We start from the raw sequence: 18,848 nt of genomic DNA on the forward strand, positions 1-18,848 counted from the left end.
CGAGATCGATAGGGATTCATCGTCTGCGCACACCGGGCGACACGGCCAGGCGTCCCGCCGCCCAGAACACGCCCAGCGTGACGAGCGCCAGGACGGCGACCAGGGTGGCGCCGCCGACCACCTTCTCGTAGTCGCGCTGGTAGAGCCCGTCGACGATGTACCGGCCGAGGCCGCCGAGGCTGACGTAGGCGGCGATGGTGGCCGTGGAAACGATCTGGACGGCCGCCGAGCGCAGGCCGCTCAGGATCAGCGGCAGGGCGACGGGCAGTTCGACCTGGAAGAGGATCCGCGACTCGCGCATGCCCATGCCGCGGGCGGCGTCCACCGGGGACGGGTCGACGGAGCGGACCGCCTCGTAGGTCGTCACCAGGATCGGCGGGACGGCGAGGACGACCAGCGGGATCATCACCGGCAGCAGGCCGAAGCCCATCACGATGACGATGAGCACCAGCAGCCCGAAACTGGGCAGCGCGCGGGCGGCGGTGGCGATGAGGGCCAGCGCGTTGCCGCCGCGCCCGGTGTGGCCGGTCAGCAGCCCGAGCGGCAGGCCGATCGCGGCGGCGAGCGCCAGCGCCAGCAGCGAGTACTGGACGTGCTCCAGCAGGCGTTGCGGGATGCCGTCGTAACCGTGCCAGTGGGCGCTGTCGCCGAAGAAGGCCTGGACGAAGTTCAGTACGTTCACCGCATCACGTCCTGGGGCACGGGCCGCTGCCGCGAGGCCGTCTTCGGGCGCCTGCCGCCGGGCATCCAGGGGGTCAGCCCGATGCGCAGCAGGACCAGCAGGGCGTCGCAGACGATGGCCAGGACGGCCGTGGTGAGCACGGAGTTCAGGGCCAGTTCGGGGCGGTCGTACTTCTGCGCGGCGGCGAGCAGGTTGCCGAGGGCGCCCTGGTTGCCGATCAGGGCGCCGACGCTGACCAGGGAGATGCTGGAGACGGTGGCGACCCGCAGCCCGGCGATGAGGGCGGGCACGGCGATCGGCAACTGCACCTGCGCGTACCGGCGTACGGGCCCGTAGCCCATGGCGGTGGCGGCGGCGAGGGTCTCCTGCGGTACCGAGCGCACACCGTCGACGATGGCCGGGACGAGCACCACGAGGCTGTAGACGGCCAGCGGGATCATCACGGTCAGTTCGGTCTGGCCGGTGTAGTCGATGAGGACGACGAAGAAGGCCAGGGACGGCACCGCGTAGAGGACGGTGGTGAGGCCGAGGACGGGCGGGTACAGCCAGCGGAAGCGGACGCACAGCTGGGCGAGCGGCAGGGCGAGCAGCAGTCCGGCCAGTACGGGCAGCAGGGCCTCGCGCAGGTGCAGTCCGATCAGGCCGGGCCAGCCGTGCTGGAGGTCGCTCGGGATGTCGAAGAGGCGGTCGAGGTTCACGAGGCGACCTTGGCCTCGTCGGCCCGGTCGGCCGTGTGGGCGCTGCGGATGGCCTCGCCGATGGCCGCCTGGGACACCACCCCGGTCACCCGCCCGGCGTCGTCGACGGCGACGGCGTGACCGGCCGGGGAGAGCACGGCGCTGTCGAGGGCGGTCCGCAGCGAGTCGATGCCCGGCACGAACGGCCGTCCGTACGGGAGGAGTTCGCCGGGCGTGATGGTGCCGGCCGTCAGGGCGCTCGGCTCGCCCCAGCCGAGTGGGCGGCCGTCGGCGCCGGTCACCAGCAGCCAGGGGGCGCCGGCGGCGGCGATCTGCTCGGCGGTGGCGTCGAGCGGGATCACCGGGCCGTCGTCCAGGGGGAGTTCGGTGGAGGGGAAGAACGACAGCCGCCGGATGCCGCGGTCGGCGCCGAGGAAGTCCTCGACGAAGGCGTCGGCGGGGTTCGACAGCAGCTCGGCGGGCGGGGCGTACTGGGCGAGGCGGCCGCCCTCGCGCAGGACGGCGACCGTCGTGCCGAGTTTGATCGCCTCGTCGATGTCGTGGGTGACGAAGACGATGGTCTTGCCCAGTTCGTCCTGGATACGCAGCAGTTCGTCCTGGAGTCCCTTGCGGACCACCGGGTCGACGGCCGAGAACGGTTCGTCCATCAGCAGCACGGGCGGGTCGGCGGCCAGGGCCCGGGCCACGCCGACGCGCTGCTGCTGGCCGCCGGAGAGCTGGTAGGGGTAGCGCTTGGCGAGGGCGGGGTCGAGGCCGACGCGTTCCATGAGTTCGGCGGCCCGCGCCCGGGCCTTGTGCCTGCCCCAGCCGAGCATGCGGGGCACGGTGGCGATGTTGTCGACGATCGTGCGGTGCTGGAAGAGCCCGGCGTTCTGGATGACGTAGCCCATCGACCGGCGCAGGGCGGTCACGGGGCGGTGCTGGATGTCCTCGCCGTCGAGGAGGATCGTTCCCTCGCTCGGTTCGACCATCCGGTTGATCATGCGCAGGGTGGTGGTCTTGCCGCAGCCCGACGGCCCGACGAGGACGGTGATCGAGCGGTCGGGTATCTCCAGGGACAGCCGGTCGACGGCCACCGTGCCGTCCGGGTACCGCTTGGTGACTGATTCCATCCGTATCAAGACGCCGGGGCCCTTCGGGTTGGCGGACGCTGCTGGCCGTGGTCGTGCGCGCTGTTGTCCCGAGCGAGTCTAGAGGGCGCACGTCAGGGGCCCGCGGGGGCCGCTTCCCGCACCGGCAGGCGGACGGTGAACACCGTCGTCCCCGGTTCACTCGTGACCTCGATCCGGCCGCCGTGGGCGTGGACCAGGGAGCGGGCGACCGCGAGGCCGAGACCGCTGCCGCCGCGGTCGCGGCTGCGGGCCTTGTCGACGCGGTAGAAGCGGTCGAAGACCCGGGCCCGGTCCTCGGGCGGGATGCCGGGTCCGGTGTCGCGGACCCGCACCTCGGCGGCACCGGGCACCGCGCGCACCTCCACCGACACCCGCGTCCCGGCCGGGGTGTGCACCGCGGCGTTGGTCAGCAGGTTGTCCAGGACCTGGCGCAGGCGCAGCGGGTCCACCCGCAGCCGAACCGGACCGGAATCCGCCGATACGGTCAGGGGGTGGTCGGGGCGGCCGGCGCGGAAGGCCTCCGCGGCCTGGCCCACCAGTTCGGTCAGGTCGGCGTCCTCCAGGCGCAGGGGCGTGTCCACCTCGGCCGCGTCCAGCCTGGCGAGCAGCAGCAGGTCGTCCAGGAGCACGCCCATGCGGGCGGCCTCGGCGCGCAGCCGGGCCAGGTGGCGGTCGCGTTCGGCGGGGGCGTTGGCGGCGGCGTACTGGAAGAGGTCGGCGTAGCCGCGCACCGACATCAGCGGGGTGCGCAGCTCGTGGGAGGCGTCGGCGACGAACCGGCGCAGCCGTTGTTCGGCCTCGGCGCGCACGGCGAGGGAGTCGTCGATGTGTTCCAGCATCGTGTTGAAGGCGGTGCGCAGTTCGTCCACCTCGGGCCCGCCGTCACGGCCGTCGGCGCGCAGCGGCAACCGGGCCGCCGACTCGGTCAGGTCGTGGGAGGCGATGCCGTGCGCGGTGGTCGCCATGTCGCTGAGCGGTTTCAGGCCGCGGCGCAGCATCCGGCGGCCGAAGACGACCAGGGCGAGCAAAGCGAGCGCGAAGGTGACGACCTGGACGGTGATCAGCTGCCCGACCGTGTCCTGGATCTCGCCCATGGGCGCGGCGCTGACCAGGACCACCCCGGGCTCGACCTCGCAGGCGCGCAGCCGGTAGGTGCCCGCGCCCCTCAGGTGCTCGGTGCGCAGCAGTTCCGTGTGCGCGGCGGTCTGCGCGGAGGCCAGGGCGGTGAAGTCGTCGACGTCCTTCGGCAGGTCGACCGGGTCCTCCGGCCGGCGCAGCTCGGGCCTGCCGTCCGACACGTCGTAGACGGCGTAGAACCAGCTGTAGTACTTCTTGCCCGAGAGGGTGCCGTAGTCGGCGATGCTCTTGGACTGGGCGATCTGCGCCTGGGCGAGCTGGGTGTCGAGCTGGGCCGACAGGTAGTCGCGCATGTACGTGGTCATGGCCGTGCCGACGACGGCGAACACGACCAGGGACAGGGCGCCCAGGCCCAGGGCCAGCCGGGTGCCCAGGCGCATCCTGCGGTAGGTCCCCCTCAGCCGTGCGATCACTCGGCGGCCTGCCGCAGCACGTATCCGAAGCCCCGCACGGTGTGGATCAGCGGGGCGGCGCCGTCGCCGGACTCGTCGAGTTTGCGGCGCAGCCTGCTGACGACCAGTTCGACGACGTTGGAGCGGCCGCCGAAGCCGTACTCCCACACGTGGTCGAGGATCTGCGCCTTGGTGAGCACGGTGGGCGACTTGCGCAGCAGGTAGCGCAGCACCTCGTACTCGGTCGGGGTCAGGGACAGCAGCCTCTCGCCGCGCCGCACCTCGCGGGTGTCCTCGTCCATCGACAGGTCGCCGACCCGGAGCACGGACCGCTGGAAGGACGGCCCGGCGCTGCGCCGCAGCACGGTCCGCAGCCTGGCCATCAGCTCCTCCACCGCGAACGGTTTGACGAGGTAGTCGTCGCCGCCCCGGGTCAGGCCCGCGACCCGGTCGGCGACACCGTCGCGGGCGGTGAGGAAGACCACCGGCACCATCGTGCCGGAGGCCCGCAGCCGGTCCAGGACGCCGAAGCCGTCCACGCCGGGCAGCATCAGGTCGAGCACCACGATGTCCGGGTGGAAGTCGGCGGCCCGCCGCAGCGCGTCCTCGCCGGTGTACGCGGTGACCGCCTCCCAGCCCTCGTAGCGGGCGACGGTCGCCACGAGGTCGGCGATCGGCGGGTCGTCGTCGACGACGAGAAGTCGTACTTTCTCCACGCCCACATACTGCGGTACGGGTCCGGGGCCGCCATAGCCGCCCGGCTCCTGCCCGCGGGATCGATAACCACTTGAAAGTCGGGTGACAGCTTCCCGACAGCTCCCCCGGGCCAAGCTCGGTCTCCCCAGGACCCGATCGAGGAGCTGCCGACGGTGACGACCCTCCGACAACCCCCCGCGGCGACCCGGCCGGGGGTGCGCCCCCGCGTGGTGGGCCGCACCGGCCTGTACGCGGTGCTCCTCGCCAACGCGGTCGTGGTGGCCGTGTTCTTCGTCCAGGCCGGTTTCGCCTCGAACGCGCTGATCGTGCTGGGCCGGCTGACCGGCCTGTACGCGGCCCTGCTCATGGCGTTCCAGCTGCTGCTGGTGGCCCGGCTGCCGTGGTTCGACCGGCGGATCGGCATGGACCGGCTGACGTCCTGGCACCGCTGGACGGGCATGTCGGTGCTGTGGCTGCTCCTGGCGCACGCGGTGTTCGTCGTCCTCGGCTACGCGCACTCCTCGTCCCTGGACCCGCTGGACCAGTTGGTGGACCTCGCCGGGACGGTCGAGGGCGTGCTGCGCGCGATCGTCGCCCTCGGGCTGCTCCTCGTCGTCGGCGCCGTGTCGGCCCGCGCCGCCCGGCGCCGGCTGGCGTACGAGACCTGGCACTTCATTCATCTGTACACCTATGTGGCGGTGGTGCTGGCCTTCACCCACCAGGTCGCGGCGGGGACGACCTTCACCTCGTCCCCGGCGGCGACGGCGTACTGGTACGGGGTGTGGGGCGCGGCCCTCGGCTCGGTGTTCGCGGGCCGGCTGGTGCTGCCGCTGTGGCGCAACCTGCGGCACCGGCTGCGCGTGACGGCCGTCGTCCCGGAGAACGACGACGTGGTGTCGGTCTACGTCACCGGCCGCGATCTCGGCCGGCTGCCCGCGCGGGCCGGGCAGTTCTTCCTGTGGCGGTTCCTGACCAGGGACCGCTGGTGGCAGGCGAACCCGTTCTCCCTGTCCGCCGCGCCGGACGGCCGCACGCTCCGGCTGACCGTCAAGCGGGCCGGTGCGGGCAGCGCGGCCCTGCGGCACCTGCGGCCGGGCACGCGTGTCTTCGCCGAGGGCCCTTACGGCGCCTTCACCACCCTGCACCGCACCCGCCCGGACGCGGTGCTCATCGCCGGGGGCGTGGGGGTGACGCCGATCCGGGCGCTGCTGGAGGAGCTGGACGGTCACGCGGTGGTGATCTACCGGGTCGCCGCGGACCGGGACGCGGTCCTGCACGGCGAACTGAGCGACCTCGCCCGCGCCAAGGGCGCCGACCTGCACGTGGTGACCGGCCCGCCGGTGCCCGACCGGCTGGCTGCGGGGGAACTGGCCCGGCTGGTGCCGGACATCGCCGGCCGGGACGTCTATCTGTGCGGCCCACCGCCGATGATGACCGCGGTGCTGGCCTCGCTGCGCGCGCTGGGCGTGCCCCGGCCGCAGATCCATTTCGAACGCTTCAGCCTGGCCGGATGACGAGGAGACCGTCGTGAAACGAGCCGTACCCGTCCTCGTCCTCAGCGTCGCGGGCCTGGTCCCGGTCTGGCGTTACGCCCCGTCGCCCGACACCGGTTCCCCGTCGGCCTCGGCCGCGGTCCCGGCCCCGGCGTCCACGCCGTCGGTGTCCTCCTCGGGCGGCGGTGCCACGGTCGTCGCCGGTCCCACGGTCGACACCGAGAAGGGGCCGGTGCAGGTCGAGGTGACCTTCGAGGGCGGCACGATCGCCTCGGTGCGGATGCTGCGGCAGCCGGACCACCCGCAGACCACGGCCGCGGTGCCGCGGCTGATCGAGGAGACGCTGCGGGTGCAGAGCGCCGACGTCGACACCGTGTCCGGGGCGACGGTCACCAGCGACGGCTACCGGGAGTCCCTCCAGGCCGCCCTCGACGCGCAGGGCTGAGCCCCGTGCGGCGCGTGGAGCACGTCATGGGGTTCCCGGTGTCGGTCCGCATCGACGACCCGGACTTCCCCGCCGGCCCGGTGGAGGAGCTGTTCGCGTGGCTGCGCGAGACCGACGCGCGGTTCAGCCCGTTCCGCCCGGACAGCGAGGTGTCCCGGCTGGGCCGGGGCGAACTCCCCCTCGTCGGCCCGGACCTGCGGGAGGTGCTGGACCTGTGCGAGGAGTACCGGCTCGCCACCGGGGGCGCCTTCGACGTCCGGCTGCCGGGGCGGGGCCTCGACCCGTGCGCCGTGGTCAAGGGCTGGTCGGTGCAACGGGGGGCGGAGCTGCTGCGCGCCGCCGGTGCCCGGCGCTTCTGCGTCAACGCGGGGGGTGACGTCGTCGTCGGCGGCGGCCCCTGGCGCGTCGGCGTGCGCCATCCCGAGCACGCCGGCCGGCTGTGCGCGGTCCTGGACCTCACCGACCGGGCGGTCGCGACCTCGGCCCGCTACGAACGCGGGGACCACATCCTCGACGGACGCACCGGCCGTCCGGCGACCGGGCTGCTCGCCGTGACCGTCGTGGCCCCGACCCTCACGGAGGCCGACGCGGTGGCGACCGCGGCCTTCGCACTCGGGGCCGGGGGCGCGCGGTGGGCGGCCTCCCGGGAGCACTGCGAGGTGTTCGCGGTCGAGGAGGGCGGACGGGTGCTGCGCAGCGCGGGCCTGCCGGTGGCCGACGCCGAAGCCCTCGCCTGACACCCCGTCCGTCCGGCGCCGGTCCCCCGGTCCGGCACCCCGCCCGGCCGGCCCCGGGCCGCCCGGAACCGGAGTCGGTCCGTCACCCACTCGCACCCCATCCGCAGCGGTTAACCTCGTAACTCACCGAAGGTGAACGGGGGTTGCCCATGGTGAACAGCGACCGCACACCGCCGGTCTGCCCCGGGGGCCACGACGGGACGCCGGACACCGGCGCCGGCGTGCACCTGCAGAACCAGCTCGAGATCCTCATCCAGGACTTCCGCACGAGCACCGAGCCGCCCATGCCGGTCTTCGTGGTGCACGCGCAGGACGGCGCCGACGACGAGGCGGTGGCCGCGCTGGTGCGGCAGTTGTACACCGGCCAGGGGGCGCACGGCACGCGCTGCGCGGTCGCGCAGGACGCCTACGAGGGCGGCACGGAGGTGCGCCGGGCCGCGGCCATGGTGCGCGCGCTGAGCGACCCGAAGAAGTGGGGCGGCCCGAAGTCGGTCTACCGGCGCTACGCCTTCCCGCGGCTGCGGCTGGTGCACGCCGTCGAGGACGCGGTCGCCGCGCTCGGCGACCAGTGGCCGGCGCCCGCCCCGGGAAGTCCGGGGGGCGGTCAGGACCAGCGGCAGTTGCTGCTCGACCAGCTGGCCGAGCAGCGCTGGCGGCCGCGGAACACGACGGGGCGCTGGCGCTCGGGCCTGCCGCTGTTCGACATGGCGCACATCCTGCCGGCCAGCCTGGTCACCGTGCTCGCCGCGCTCCTGGCGCGCAGCGAGTGGTACGTGGCCGTGGGCGCCGGCCTGGCCTTCCTGCTGCTGCTGACCGTCCTCAACTACGTGCTACCCGGCCGGGCGCCGATCTTCCTGTGGCTGCGCCGGGAGAGCCGCTGGTTCATGACGACGACCTTCCTCAGGGCGGCGGACCAGGACCAGCCCACCGAGGTCTCGCTGCTGCGGCCCGTGCGCTCGTGGAAGGCGATCGCCGCCCGGGCCCACGGCGTGGCCGAGGCGCTGAAGTCGGGCGGCGACTTCCACCTGCAGCTGTGCGTGCTGGCGCTGCGGGAGGACCTGCGCGACAACCACCGCCGGTGGAGCTGGGACCTGCGCGGCTTCAAACGGCCGCGTCCGCCGGTGCTGTTCCTGCCGCGGGCGGACGACCGCAACGGCGGCATCGAACTGATCCGCGCGATCAGCGACGTGCGCAGCCGGCGCAGTGAGCTGGATCCGCTGCTGGTGGTCGCCGCCGTGCGCGCGGACGACGTGGCGCGGCTGGAGCGCAGTGTGGTCCGCACGGCAGCCGCGCCGGCCGCCGAGCCCCCGAGGTTCGGTGACCGGCTGCGCACCTGGTACCGCGAGTGGGGGTACAACCTGCGGGCCGAGCAGTCGCCCAGCCGGGAGCGGTCCGTGCTGCCCTGGGTGATGAAGATCCCGCTGCCGCACGACCAGCTCGCTCCCCTCGAGGAGGGCCGTCCGCACCGGCGGGCCTCGGCCCGGCCGACGTTCGCCCGGCTGGTGTGGGCGCTGCACACCCTCGTCCTGGTGGTGGCGCTGCTGACCGCGGGCACCGTGATGCGGGCGGACGCCCTGCAGGACCGTTACTGCTCGGCGTCCGTGCTGACCGCCAACCGGGACACCAGACGCGCCCAGACCCCCGGCGGGTCCACCGAGTGCATCGGCATCGCGACGGGCGGCGTCCGCTTCGCCGACTGGCTGCCTGCTCCCCTCCTGCAGAGCGGGGACTCGGCCCCCACCGCCGGCGGCCACCCCTGGACGGTGGCCGAACTGGAGGACCGCATCGCCCGGCAGAACGCCGCTGTCCTGGCCCGCCACAGCGCCACGTACGTCACCGTCGTCTACGCCGGGCCGCTCAGCGCCGACACCGATTCCGGGTCCTCGCTCGTGAAGGGTGCCGAGGAACTGGCCGGGGTGTACCTGGCGCAGGCGGTGGTGAACGAGAACTCCAGCGTCAAGCTGCGCGTGCTGATCGCCAACGGCGGTGTCGACCTGGGCCATCAGGAGGAGATGGCCGAGTCGATCGCCGCGTACGCCGCGCGCGACCGGACCGTGGTCGGGGTGGTCGGCACCGGCCGGGACCTGAAGTCGAGCCGGGCGACGACGGACGTCCTGATGCGGGCCGGGCTGCCGGTCGTCTCCGGCACCAACTCCGCCACCTATCTGCCGCGCGAGTTCGCCAACTGGTTCAGCCTGGCCGCGACCGACGAGTGGCAGACCCGCCAGCTCGGTCTTGTGGCGGCCCAGTTGCGCACGCCGGGCCGGCGTCAGTACGCGCTCGTCCTCGCCCGCGACACGGCCCGCACCGACGACCTGTACACCGACGAGCAGGCTCGCTACGGCCGGCGGATGCTGCAGCGGCAGGGCTTCGCGCTGCACCCCGAGCGCCGCTACAGCCTCAGCGGCGGCAAGCCGGAACTGCGCTCGCACGCCCAGGAGATCTGCCGGGGCGGCCGGGTGCCGTCGCTGATCTACTTCGCGGGCCGGGTGGAGGACGTCGACCCGCTGATGACGCAGCTGGGCACCGAGCCGGGCTGCGCGGGCAGGCCGCTGGCGATCCTCACCGGGGACGACCTGTCCAAGGCGGACTTCGCGGGCGGCGGCCAGTCCGTCGCACCGAACGTCACGCTGTACCACGCGGCCCTGGCCGAGCTGGAGAAGGCCGCCACCAGGACGGCCTTCTACCTGGACGCGGCCGAGCACCTGCCCGGCCTGCGGGGCCACCGGCCGCGCCACGAAAGTCCCGCCCTGGCCAGCGGCCAGACCGCCCTCGCCCACGACGCGACCCGCGCCCTGTTCTGGGCGGCCACCCGGGGCGACCGGCCGCAGAGCCGCGCCTCGACCTGGGTGAACCTGCGCAGCGTCAAGATCGAGGGCATGGCGACCGGCACCGTCGACTTCACCGGCGCCCCGCTGTACGGCGACCGCACCGGGCACAGCATCGTCCTGAAGAGGGTGCGCCGCGCGAAAGACGGCACCGCCGACACGATGGTGCTGTGCCGCCGCATCGCCGGGGACACCCGGCGCCTCACGCAGCGGGAGTGCCGGCTGCGGTGAGGCGCCCGGCGCTCAGTCCTCCTGAGGCGTCAGCCGCAGCGCGATGCTGTTGATGCAGTATCGCTGGTCGGTGGGCGTGGGGTACCCCTCGCCCTCGAAGACGTGCCCGAGGTGCGAGCCGCACCGCGCGCACCGCACCTCGGTGCGCACCATGCCGTGCGAGCGGTCCTCGATCAGTTCCACCGCGTCGGTGTCCTTCGGGTCGAAGAAGGACGGCCAGCCGCAGTGCGACTCGAACTTGGTGTCCGAGGTGAACAGCTCCGCGCCGCAGGCACGGCAGGAGTAGACGCCCCGGGTCTTGGTGTCGGTGTACTCACCGGTGAAGGCGGGCTCGGTCGCCGCCTGCCGCAGTACCGCGTACTCGCCCGGGGACAGTTCCGCGCGCCACTGCTCGTCCGGCTTCTGAACGTCGTACGGCATGAGCCTCCAGCCCCTCGGTCCTACAGACGGTCCAGGATGAGCGGGCCGAGGTCGGTGACGTCGCCCGCTCCCATGGTGAGAACCAGGTCACCGGGCTTCGCCATTCCCGCGACGACCGCGGGGACGTCCGCCTTGTCGTGCACCGGCGTGACGTCGGCGCCTGCGGCCCGGGCCGCCTCGATGATCAGCTCGCTGGTCACCCCGGGGATCGGGTCCTCGCGGGCCGGGTAGATGTCGAGCACGACCGAGGCGTCGGCGAGGGCCAGCGACTGCCCCATCTCCTTGCCGAGCTCCTGGGTGCGCGAGAACAGGTGGGGCTGGAAGACGACCAGGATCCGGGAGTCGCCCGCCGCGGCGCGCATCGCCTCCAGGTCGGCCGTCATCTCGGTGGGGTGGTGCGCGTAGGAGTCGATCACCTGCACGCCCGCGGCCTCGCCCTTGAGCTGCAGCCGGCGCTTGACGCCCGTGTACGCCGCGATCGCCCCGGCCAGCTCGGCCGCCGGGACACCGAGCGCCACGCCCGCCGCCAGGGCCGCGACCGCGTTGTGCGCGTAGTGCCGCCCGGGCACGGAGACCGCGAAGGTGAGCCGCTCGCCGTCCAGGTCCACGGTGACCTCGCTCCTGAGGCCCTGCGGCACCACGGACAGGATCCGCACCGAGGCGTCCGCGGACTCGCCGTAGGTCACCACCCGCACACCGCGCCCGGCGACCCGCCGGGTCAGCTCGCGGGCGCCCTCGTGGTCGGCGGCGATCACCAGGGTGCCGCCCTCGGTGATCCGGTCCACGAACGTCTCGAACGAGGCGTAGATCTCGTCCATCGACGCGTAGTTGGCGTGGTGGTCGAGCTCGACGTTGAGGACGATGGCGACCTCGGGCGCGTACTTGTGGAAGCTGCGGTCCGACTCGTCGGCCTCGGCGACGAAGATCTCCCCCTCGCCGTGCAGCGCGTTGGAGCCGGGCGCGTCCAGGTCGCCGCCGATGGCGTAGGAGGGCTTCAGGCCCAGTTCGCTCAGCGACACGGCCAGCATCGAGGTGGTGGTGGTCTTGCCGTGCGTGCCGGCCACGGCGATCGGCCGCAGCCCGTCCATCAGCGCGGCGAGCGCGTCGGAGCGGTGCACGACCGGGACGCCCAGCTCGGCGGCGCGGGCCAGCTCGGGGTTGTCCCGGCGGATCGCCGAGGACACGACCACACAGCTGGCGTCGTCCGCCAGGTGCGCGGCGGCGTGCCCGATGTGCACGGTCACGCCGAGGGCCCGCAGCGCCTCGGCCGTGGCCGACTCCTTGGCGTCGCTGCCCGCGACGACGGCCCCGCGCTGGGCGAGGATCTTCGCGATCCCCGACATGCCCGCCCCACCGATGCCGATGAAGTGCGGTCGGTCCATGGCGGTGGGAAGGCCGGGTGCCATGCGGTTCTCCAAGTGCGGCGTGACGGGTGTGGGCGCCCCCACCTTATTTCAGCGGCGCCGGGGGCCGCGCCGGCCGGACCCGATGCCTTCCGCGCTACGCCTTGCTGTGCGAGAACAGCTTCAGCACCGGCACGCCGACCTTGTGCCGGGCGCGCGAGGCCCAGTCCCGGTGGAAGAACTCCTCCACGTAGTGCGGGTCGGTGAGCACGATCACCTCGTCCGCCCCGGCCTCGGCGACCAGGGACTTCAGCGCGTCCAGCGGATGGTCCTCGATCAGCCGGCCCTCGGCCCGGCTCCCCGAGGCACGCAACGCGGCGAGGGACACCTCCAGGGCCCGCTGGCCCACGCTCAGTGCCTCCTCCCCCTCGGGGGTCTCGCCCTCGCGCACGGCTTCGTCCAGTTCACCGAGTGCCACGTCGTCGATGGCCCGCAGCAGCCGGTCCGCCTGCTCGCCACGCGGCTGGAGCAGCACCTGGAAGGACACCTCCTCCTCGCCGTGCAAGGTCGTGACGAACTCCACGTCGGCGGACGTCAGGGCCTTCTCGATCATCAAAACGCTTGTGAACACCAGGCGCCCCTTCTGCTCCGGGGGCCGCGGGGCCCCACTGCTGCGTGGGCCGTGACGGGCCCTGCGGAAACCATCCTGCCCCGTGATCGCACGGGTACTGCCGGATTCAGTGTGCCCTGCGGCAACCGAGCGGAACGGAACATTCCGCTCATGCCCGGCGGCGGTCCTCCGTGCCGCCTCGCGGACGGTCCGGCGGCCGCACTCCCGGCCGCCCGCACCTTCTGCCCCGGTCCGGGCCGTTCAGTGCGCCGGGGGCCGTCCGTACCGGGTGAAGAGGAACCCGTCCTCCTCCAGCATCGACAGCAGCGCGAAGCGTTGCGGGACCGCGACGGCGGGGCCCCCCGCGATGCGCTGCGCGTCGCCCGCAGTGAGCATCGGCGAGAGGGTCAGGCACAGTTCGTCGAGCACCTCCGCCGCCACCAACTGGCCCAGCAGCCGCGGACCGCCCTCGGTGAGCAGCCGGGTGTGGCCGAGCCCGGCCAGGGCCCGCACGGCCCGTGCGGGGTCGACGCCGACGCCCTCCCCCGCGGTGACCACCCGGGCGCCCGCCTTCTCCGCCGCGGCCACGCGGTCCGGCGGGGCGGCGGCTCCGGTCAGGACGAGCGTGGGCACGGGCGGGGAGGTGAACAGCGGCAGCGAGAAGTCCAGGTCGAGCCCGGCGGTGACGACCGCGATGGCGGGGGCGGGACCCTGGCCGGCCGCCTCGCGGGCGGCGGCGAAGTCGGCACGCGCGCGTGCGGGCCGGTACCCCTCCCGGCGCACCGTCTCCGCGCCGACGACCACGACGTCCGCCAGCGCCCGCAGCGTGCCGAAGATCCGCATGTCGGCCGCGCTCGAGATGGGCTGCGAGCGCCCGTCGTGCTGGGCGGCCCCGTCCAGCGTGGACACCATGTTGGCGCGCAGGTACGGCACCGGCCCTTCGGGGCCCGGCTCGGGGTAGGCGTAGGCGGCGGCCAGTTCGGCCCGGCTCCACTCCCGTCCGGTTCCCTCGCCGGACGCGCCACCGGGCGCCGGAGCTGCTGTTTCATCGGTCACAGGGAACAGACGTCGCATGCCGTGCAGTGTTCCACGCGCCGTAGCATGGTGAACCGTGTCCTCCTCCCCCGCCGCATCCGGAACCGGCCCCGTGACCGACCCGGCCCCGCTGTCGCTGTGCGCCCGAGAGCCGCACGTGCCCGCGGACCGCCTGGTCGCCGAGATGGTGCCGCCGCCACGGTTCGACTCCGTCCGCTTCAGCACCTACATCCCGGACCCGAACCAGCCCAGCCAGACCGAGGCCGTCGAGGTCCTGGAGGGTTTCGCGGCCGGGCTCGGCGGGAGCGCCGCCACCGGCAGGCGGCGCCTGTTCGGCTTCGGCAGGGCGGCGAAACAGGCCTCCTCGGGCCCGCGCGGCGTCTACCTCGACGGCGGCTACGGCGTCGGCAAGACCCACCTGCTCGCCTCCCTGTGGCACGCCACCCCGGCGGAACCGGCGCTGAAGGCGTTCGGCACGTTCGTGGAGCTGACCAACCTGGTCGGCGCGCTCGGTTTCCAGCAGACGGTGCGCACCCTGTCCGGGCACCGCCTGCTGTGCATCGACGAGTTCGAGCTCGACGACCCGGGCGACACCGTGCTGGTGTCGACCCTGCTCGGCAAGCTCGTCGAGGCGGGCGTCGCGCTCGCGGCCACGTCCAACACGCTGCCCGGCAAGCTCGGTGAGGGCCGGTTCGCCGCCGCCGACTTCCTGCGCGAGATCCAGGGCCTGTCCGCCCACTTCCGCGCCCTGCGCATCGACGGCGAGGACTACCGCCACCGCGGCCTGCCCGAGGCGCCGCCGCCGTTCTCCGACGAGCAGGTGACCGCGACGGCGCACGCCACCGAGGGCGCCACCCTCGACGCGTTCCCCGACCTGCTGGAGCACCTCGCCCGCGTCCACCCCAGCCGCTACGGCGCCCTGACCGACGGGGTCGACGTGGTGTGCCTCACCGGGGTGCAGCCCGTCCCCGACCAGTCCACGGCGCTCAGGCTCGTCGTCCTCGCGGACCGCCTCTACGACCGTGAGGTGCCCGTGATGGCGTCCGGGATGCCGTTCGACCGGCTCTTCAGCGAGGAGATGCTGCAGGGCGGTTACCGCAAGAAGTACTTCAGGGCCATATCCCGGCTCACCGCCCTCGCCCGCGACGCGGGCGCCTTGGCCGACCCCGGGTGACCGCCACCCCGATCCCGCGGCGGGTTCCGTGAGGTGAGCGCCGCTTCAGGCCATCCCACCCACGATTTTCAGGCGCTCTTCTGCCGGAAACATTCAGTTAACCCTGCAAATGACTTTGCAGGGTTAATGTTGTTTCTTGACCAGCAGTTGACCAACCGTTGGTCCGCTCCAGAAGTGTGACGCGGTGGAGGGGGGCGCATGTTCCGAGGTACGACGGTACGGACCGTGATCACGGTCCTCGCCGCCGCCCTGCTGACTCTCCAGCTGTTCGCACCCGCGCCGTCGTTCGCATCCGCGCACACTTTCAGTGAAGCCCAGGCCAAGGCCGCCCCCGGAGCCACACCCCTCGGCACGTTCCCGGGTCCGGCGAGCACCCCCGCCGGACAGGCCCTGCGGGACGAGACGACTTCGTGCCGCACGGCACACACAGGGGAGCCGACCGGTCCCCTGCGCACCCGTGCCCGGTCCCACCCCGCCGACCGCGCACCCTCGGCGCCCGGCAGGCCGCTGCCTCGGCGCCTCGCACCGGCGGTGGCCGAACCGGCCGACGACGGCACCGCGCGCACCTCCAGACCCCCGGTGCCGCACACCCCGGCAAGGCTGCAGGTCTTCCGCTGCTGAGCCGCGGCGCACTCCCCCCACCCTTCGTCATGCCCGTCCGACGCGCCCCCACTGCGCGCCAGGAGGATTCACCACGCCATGCAGCCCCTCATCGACAACGCCCGTAGGTTCGGACAGCGCCCTGAGGAGTTCGCCCGCCTCGCCGAAGGCCAGTCCCCCGACGTCCTGTTCATCACCTGCTCCGACTCCAGGGTCGTCCCGGCCCTGATCACCGGCGCCCGTCCCGGCGAGCTCTTCGAGCTGCGCACCGCGGGCAACGTCGTTCCCCCCCACTCCTTCGACCACCCCACCTCCGAGGCCGCCACGATCGAGTACGCCGTCGACGTCCTCGGCGTCAAGGACATCGTGGTCTGCGGCCACTCGCACTGCGGCGCCGTGGGCGCCATGGTGCGCGGCGAGGACCTCGACGCGGTCCCGGCGGTGCGCGACTGGCTCGCGCACGCCGCCGGCCGGCCCGACTGCGCCGACCCGGCCGACCCGACGGTCGCCGACGCCGTGCAGAACCACGTCCTCACCCAGGTGCTGCGGCTGCGCTCCTACCCGTGCGTCGAACGGCGGCTGGCCGACGGCGGACTCGGGCTGCACGCCTGGTTCTACGAGGTGCACACCGGGGTCGTGCGTCAGCACCGCGCGCAGACCGACGCCTTCGAGACGCTGTGAGGGGCGCCATGACCAAGTTCCCCCACTTCAGGCAGGACTTCACCGCCTCGCTCGTCGTGTTCCTGGTCGCCCTGCCGCTGTGCGTAGGGGTCGCCGTGGCCTCCGGTGTCCCGGCCGAACTCGGCCTGGTCACCGGCATCGTGGGCGGCCTGGTCACCGGCCTGCTGCCGGGCAGCAGCCTGCAGGTGTCCGGTCCGGCCGCGGGTCTGACCGTGCTGGTCTTCGAGGCCGTGCAGGAGTACGGGCTGCCCGCGCTCGGCGTCATCGTGCTGGCCGCCGGTCTGCTCCAGCTCCTCATGGGCGCGCTGAAACTGGGCCGCTGGTTCCGCGCCATATCCCTCTCGGTCGTCGAGGGCATGCTGGCCGGCATCGGCCTGGTGCTCATCGCCGGGCAGCTGTACGCGGCAGCCGGGCTGGAAGCACCCGCCTCCGGCGTCGACAAGATCCTGGGCCTGCCCGGTGCCGTGGTGGACGCGGCCGGCAGCACGGCGGCCCTGACCTCCCTCGCGCTCGGCGCGGCCACCGTCGCGGTCATGGTGCTGTGGAAGCGGCTGCCCAAGCCGGCCCAGGCCGTGCCGGGCGCCCTCGCCGCTGTGGTCCTGGCGATCGCGGCCACCGCCGTGCTCGACCTGCCGGTCGCCACCGTCGAGGTGCAGGGTCTGCTCGGCTCGATCCAGCCGCCCGGCCCGGACGTCCTCACGGGCCTCGGGGCGGGTGTCGTCGGCACGATCGTCGCCTTCACGCTGATCGCCTCCGCCGAGAGCCTGTTCAGCGCCGCCGCGGTGGACCGGCTGCACGACGGCCCGCGCACCCGGTACGACAAGGAGCTCATGGCGCAGGGCGCGGGCAACACGGTCTGCGGCGTGCTCGGCGCGCTGCCGATGACGGCGGTCATCGTGCGCAGCTCGGCGAACGTCGCCGCGGGCGCCCGGACCAAGGCGTCCCGGGTGATGCACGGCCTGTGGCTGCTGCTGTTCGCCGCGCTCCTGCCGGCCACGCTGGCTCTCATCCCGCTGCCCGCGCTCGCCGGCATCCTGATCCACGCGGGCTTCAAGCTGATCCCGTTCGCCAAGATCGTGCCGCTGTGGCGGGAGCACCGCGGTGAGGCGCTGATCCTCATGATCACGGCCGTGTCGATCGTCGCGGTGAACATGTTCGAGGGCGTGCTCATCGGTCTGGCGCTGTCGGTCGTCAAGACCGCCTGGGAAGCCTCGCACCTCAAGGTCGAGACCATAGACAAGGGCGCGGGGCCGATCCAGGTGTACCTGTCGGGCAACGCGACGTTCCTGCGGCTGCCGAAGATCCTGGACAGCCTGGAGAGCCTGCCGCAGGACCGCCCGGTGGAGCTGGACCTGTCGGGTCTGCACCACCTGGACCACGCCTGCCGCACCGCCCTGGAGAGCTGGGCCGCGCGGCACAGCACCGCCGGTACGGAACCGGTGAAGGTCACGGAGGGCAAGCAGAGCCGGGCCACGCCGGCGGCGCAGGAGGTCACCGCCGCCTAGCGGATCGTCCCTCTCCCGGTCCGGGGCACGCGCGCACCCCCGCGTGGGCCCCGGACCGTCCCGTGTCCGGCCCCGGCCGCCCGGGGCATGGCCTCACGCCCGGGTGGGGGCATATCGTGACAGAAGGACACGCACACCGGACCTCGAACGGGAGGTCGGCATGGTCGAAGAGCTGATCGCCGCCGCGGCGGCGGTGGGAGCCGGCGGCCTGGTCTACCTGGCGTCGGCGGCGCGTGTGGTCAAGCAGTACGAGCGCGGGGTGGTCTTCCGTCTCGGCCGGCTGCACGGGGACGTGCGGCGGCCCGGACTCAACCTGGTCGTCCCGGCGGTCGACCGGATGCGCAAGGTCAACCTGCAGATCGTGACCCTGCCGATCCCCGCCCAGGAGGGCATCACCCGCGACAACGTCACCGTGCGGGTCGACGCGGTCGTGTACTTCAAGGTGGTGGACCCGGCTGCCGCGGTCGTCAACGTCGAGGACTACCGCTTCGCCGTGTCGCAGATGGCCCAGACCTCGCTGCGCTCGATCATCGGCAAGAGCGAGCTGGACGATCTGCTGTCCAACCGGGAGAAGCTCAACCAGGGCCTGGAGCTGATGATCGACAGCCCTGCCGTCGAGTGGGGCGTGACCATCGACCGGGTGGAGATCAAGGACGTCTCCCTGCCGGACACCATGAAGCGCTCGATGGCCCGCCAGGCCGAGGCCGACCGCGAGCGGCGGGCCCGGCTGATCAACGCCGACGCCGAGTACCAGGCGTCCAAGAAGCTGTCGCAGGCCGCCCAGCAGATGGCCGACACACCCTCGGCCCTGCAACTGCGCCTGCTGCAGACGGTGATGGCCGTCGCGGCGGAGAAGAACTCCACGCTGGTGCTGCCCATTCCGGTGGAGCTGCTGAGGTTCCTCGAGAGGGGCGGCCGTGAGGGTGGTGCGCCGACGTCCGCGGAGGCCACCCTCGACCGTGCCGAGCAGGCCGGTCAGGCCCTGGAGGAGCTGCGGCGCTCCGTGCAGGGATGACCCGCGCCGCCCGC

Annotated in this window: 18 protein-coding genes; 9 read left to right on the forward strand and 9 right to left on the reverse strand. The window is 73.2% G+C overall.

Going from position 1 to position 18,848, the window contains the following annotated elements; all coding sequences use genetic code 11:
• Positions 1 to 16: 16 nt before the first annotated feature.
• The 5 genes from Q5694_RS21600 to Q5694_RS21620 form a co-directional block, all read right to left on the reverse strand.
• Positions 17 to 682, reverse strand: a complete 666-nt coding sequence (locus Q5694_RS21600; protein WP_333934846.1) for an ABC transporter permease — start codon at positions 680 to 682, stop codon at positions 17 to 19.
• The gene (locus Q5694_RS21605) at positions 679 to 1,380 is read right to left on the reverse strand and encodes an ABC transporter permease (protein WP_333934847.1); all 702 of its coding nucleotides are present in this window, start codon (positions 1,378 to 1,380) and stop codon (positions 679 to 681) included. The genes Q5694_RS21600 and Q5694_RS21605 overlap by 4 nt, the downstream gene beginning before the upstream one ends.
• Positions 1,377 to 2,501: an ABC transporter ATP-binding protein gene (locus Q5694_RS21610; RefSeq protein ID WP_333934848.1), complete on the reverse strand. Its 1,125-nt coding sequence runs from the start codon at positions 2,499 to 2,501 to the stop codon at positions 1,377 to 1,379. The genes Q5694_RS21605 and Q5694_RS21610 overlap by 4 nt, the downstream gene beginning before the upstream one ends.
• Positions 2,502 to 2,584: 83 nt before the next feature.
• The gene (locus tag Q5694_RS21615; protein ID WP_333934849.1) at positions 2,585 to 4,042 is read right to left on the reverse strand and encodes a sensor histidine kinase; all 1,458 of its coding nucleotides are present in this window, start codon (positions 4,040 to 4,042) and stop codon (positions 2,585 to 2,587) included.
• Positions 4,039 to 4,737, reverse strand: coding sequence for a response regulator transcription factor (locus tag Q5694_RS21620; RefSeq protein ID WP_333934850.1), 699 nt, complete (start codon positions 4,735 to 4,737; stop codon positions 4,039 to 4,041). Before Q5694_RS21620 ends, Q5694_RS21615 begins: the two co-directional genes overlap by 4 nt.
• Positions 4,738 to 4,944: 207 nt before the next feature.
• Between Q5694_RS21620 and Q5694_RS21625 the strand changes: the two genes are divergently transcribed.
• From Q5694_RS21625 to Q5694_RS21640, 4 genes are all read left to right on the forward strand, one after another.
• The gene (locus Q5694_RS21625; protein WP_443040918.1) at positions 4,945 to 6,231 is read left to right on the forward strand and encodes a ferredoxin reductase family protein; all 1,287 of its coding nucleotides are present in this window, start codon (positions 4,945 to 4,947) and stop codon (positions 6,229 to 6,231) included.
• A 13-nt stretch (positions 6,232 to 6,244) separates the two neighbouring features.
• Positions 6,245 to 6,655, forward strand: coding sequence for an FMN-binding protein (locus tag Q5694_RS21630; protein ID WP_333934852.1), 411 nt, complete (start codon positions 6,245 to 6,247; stop codon positions 6,653 to 6,655).
• A gap of 5 nt (positions 6,656 to 6,660) precedes the next feature.
• Positions 6,661 to 7,392, forward strand: coding sequence for an FAD:protein FMN transferase (locus Q5694_RS21635; protein WP_333934853.1), 732 nt, complete (start codon positions 6,661 to 6,663; stop codon positions 7,390 to 7,392).
• 149 nt (positions 7,393 to 7,541) lie between these two features.
• Positions 7,542 to 10,451 carry an ABC transporter substrate-binding protein gene (locus Q5694_RS21640; protein WP_333934854.1) on the forward strand — a complete coding sequence of 970 codons (2,910 nt, stop codon included), beginning with the start codon at positions 7,542 to 7,544 and terminating at the stop codon, positions 10,449 to 10,451.
• A gap of 12 nt (positions 10,452 to 10,463) precedes the next feature.
• Here the strand turns inward: Q5694_RS21640 and msrB are convergent, their stop codons facing one another.
• From msrB to Q5694_RS21660, 4 genes are all read right to left on the reverse strand, one after another.
• The gene (gene msrB, locus Q5694_RS21645) at positions 10,464 to 10,871 is read right to left on the reverse strand and encodes a peptide-methionine (R)-S-oxide reductase MsrB (RefSeq protein WP_333934855.1); all 408 of its coding nucleotides are present in this window, start codon (positions 10,869 to 10,871) and stop codon (positions 10,464 to 10,466) included.
• Between the two features lie 20 nt (positions 10,872 to 10,891).
• Entirely contained in the window at positions 10,892 to 12,277 is a 1,386-nt protein-coding gene (gene murC / locus Q5694_RS21650; protein WP_333934856.1) for a UDP-N-acetylmuramate--L-alanine ligase, read from the reverse strand.
• A gap of 94 nt (positions 12,278 to 12,371) precedes the next feature.
• Positions 12,372 to 12,845, reverse strand: a complete 474-nt coding sequence (locus tag Q5694_RS21655) for an indole-3-glycerol phosphate synthase (RefSeq protein ID WP_333934857.1) — start codon at positions 12,843 to 12,845, stop codon at positions 12,372 to 12,374.
• A 240-nt stretch (positions 12,846 to 13,085) separates the two neighbouring features.
• Positions 13,086 to 13,898 carry a pyrimidine reductase family protein gene (locus Q5694_RS21660; RefSeq protein ID WP_333934858.1) on the reverse strand — a complete coding sequence of 271 codons (813 nt, stop codon included), beginning with the start codon at positions 13,896 to 13,898 and terminating at the stop codon, positions 13,086 to 13,088.
• Positions 13,899 to 13,935: 37 nt separating this feature from the next.
• Between Q5694_RS21660 and zapE the strand changes: the two genes are divergently transcribed.
• From zapE to Q5694_RS21685, 5 genes are all read left to right on the forward strand, one after another.
• Positions 13,936 to 15,033, forward strand: a complete 1,098-nt coding sequence (zapE, locus tag Q5694_RS21665; protein WP_333934859.1) for a cell division protein ZapE — start codon at positions 13,936 to 13,938, stop codon at positions 15,031 to 15,033.
• A gap of 198 nt (positions 15,034 to 15,231) precedes the next feature.
• The gene (locus Q5694_RS21670) at positions 15,232 to 15,654 is read left to right on the forward strand and encodes a hypothetical protein (protein ID WP_333934860.1); all 423 of its coding nucleotides are present in this window, start codon (positions 15,232 to 15,234) and stop codon (positions 15,652 to 15,654) included.
• A gap of 78 nt (positions 15,655 to 15,732) precedes the next feature.
• A complete protein-coding gene (locus tag Q5694_RS21675; RefSeq protein WP_333934861.1) occupies positions 15,733 to 16,314 on the forward strand; it encodes a carbonic anhydrase in 582 nt (193 codons plus the stop codon).
• A gap of 8 nt (positions 16,315 to 16,322) precedes the next feature.
• Positions 16,323 to 17,819 carry a SulP family inorganic anion transporter gene (locus tag Q5694_RS21680; RefSeq protein WP_333934862.1) on the forward strand — a complete coding sequence of 499 codons (1,497 nt, stop codon included), beginning with the start codon at positions 16,323 to 16,325 and terminating at the stop codon, positions 17,817 to 17,819.
• A gap of 160 nt (positions 17,820 to 17,979) precedes the next feature.
• Positions 17,980 to 18,834, forward strand: coding sequence for a slipin family protein (locus Q5694_RS21685; RefSeq protein WP_333934863.1), 855 nt, complete (start codon positions 17,980 to 17,982; stop codon positions 18,832 to 18,834).
• Positions 18,835 to 18,848 lie beyond the last annotated feature (14 nt).

The sequence above is a fragment of the Streptomyces sp. AHA2 genome, assembly GCF_036857595.1.
In the GTDB taxonomy this organism is placed as follows: domain Bacteria; phylum Actinomycetota; class Actinomycetes; order Streptomycetales; family Streptomycetaceae; genus Streptomyces.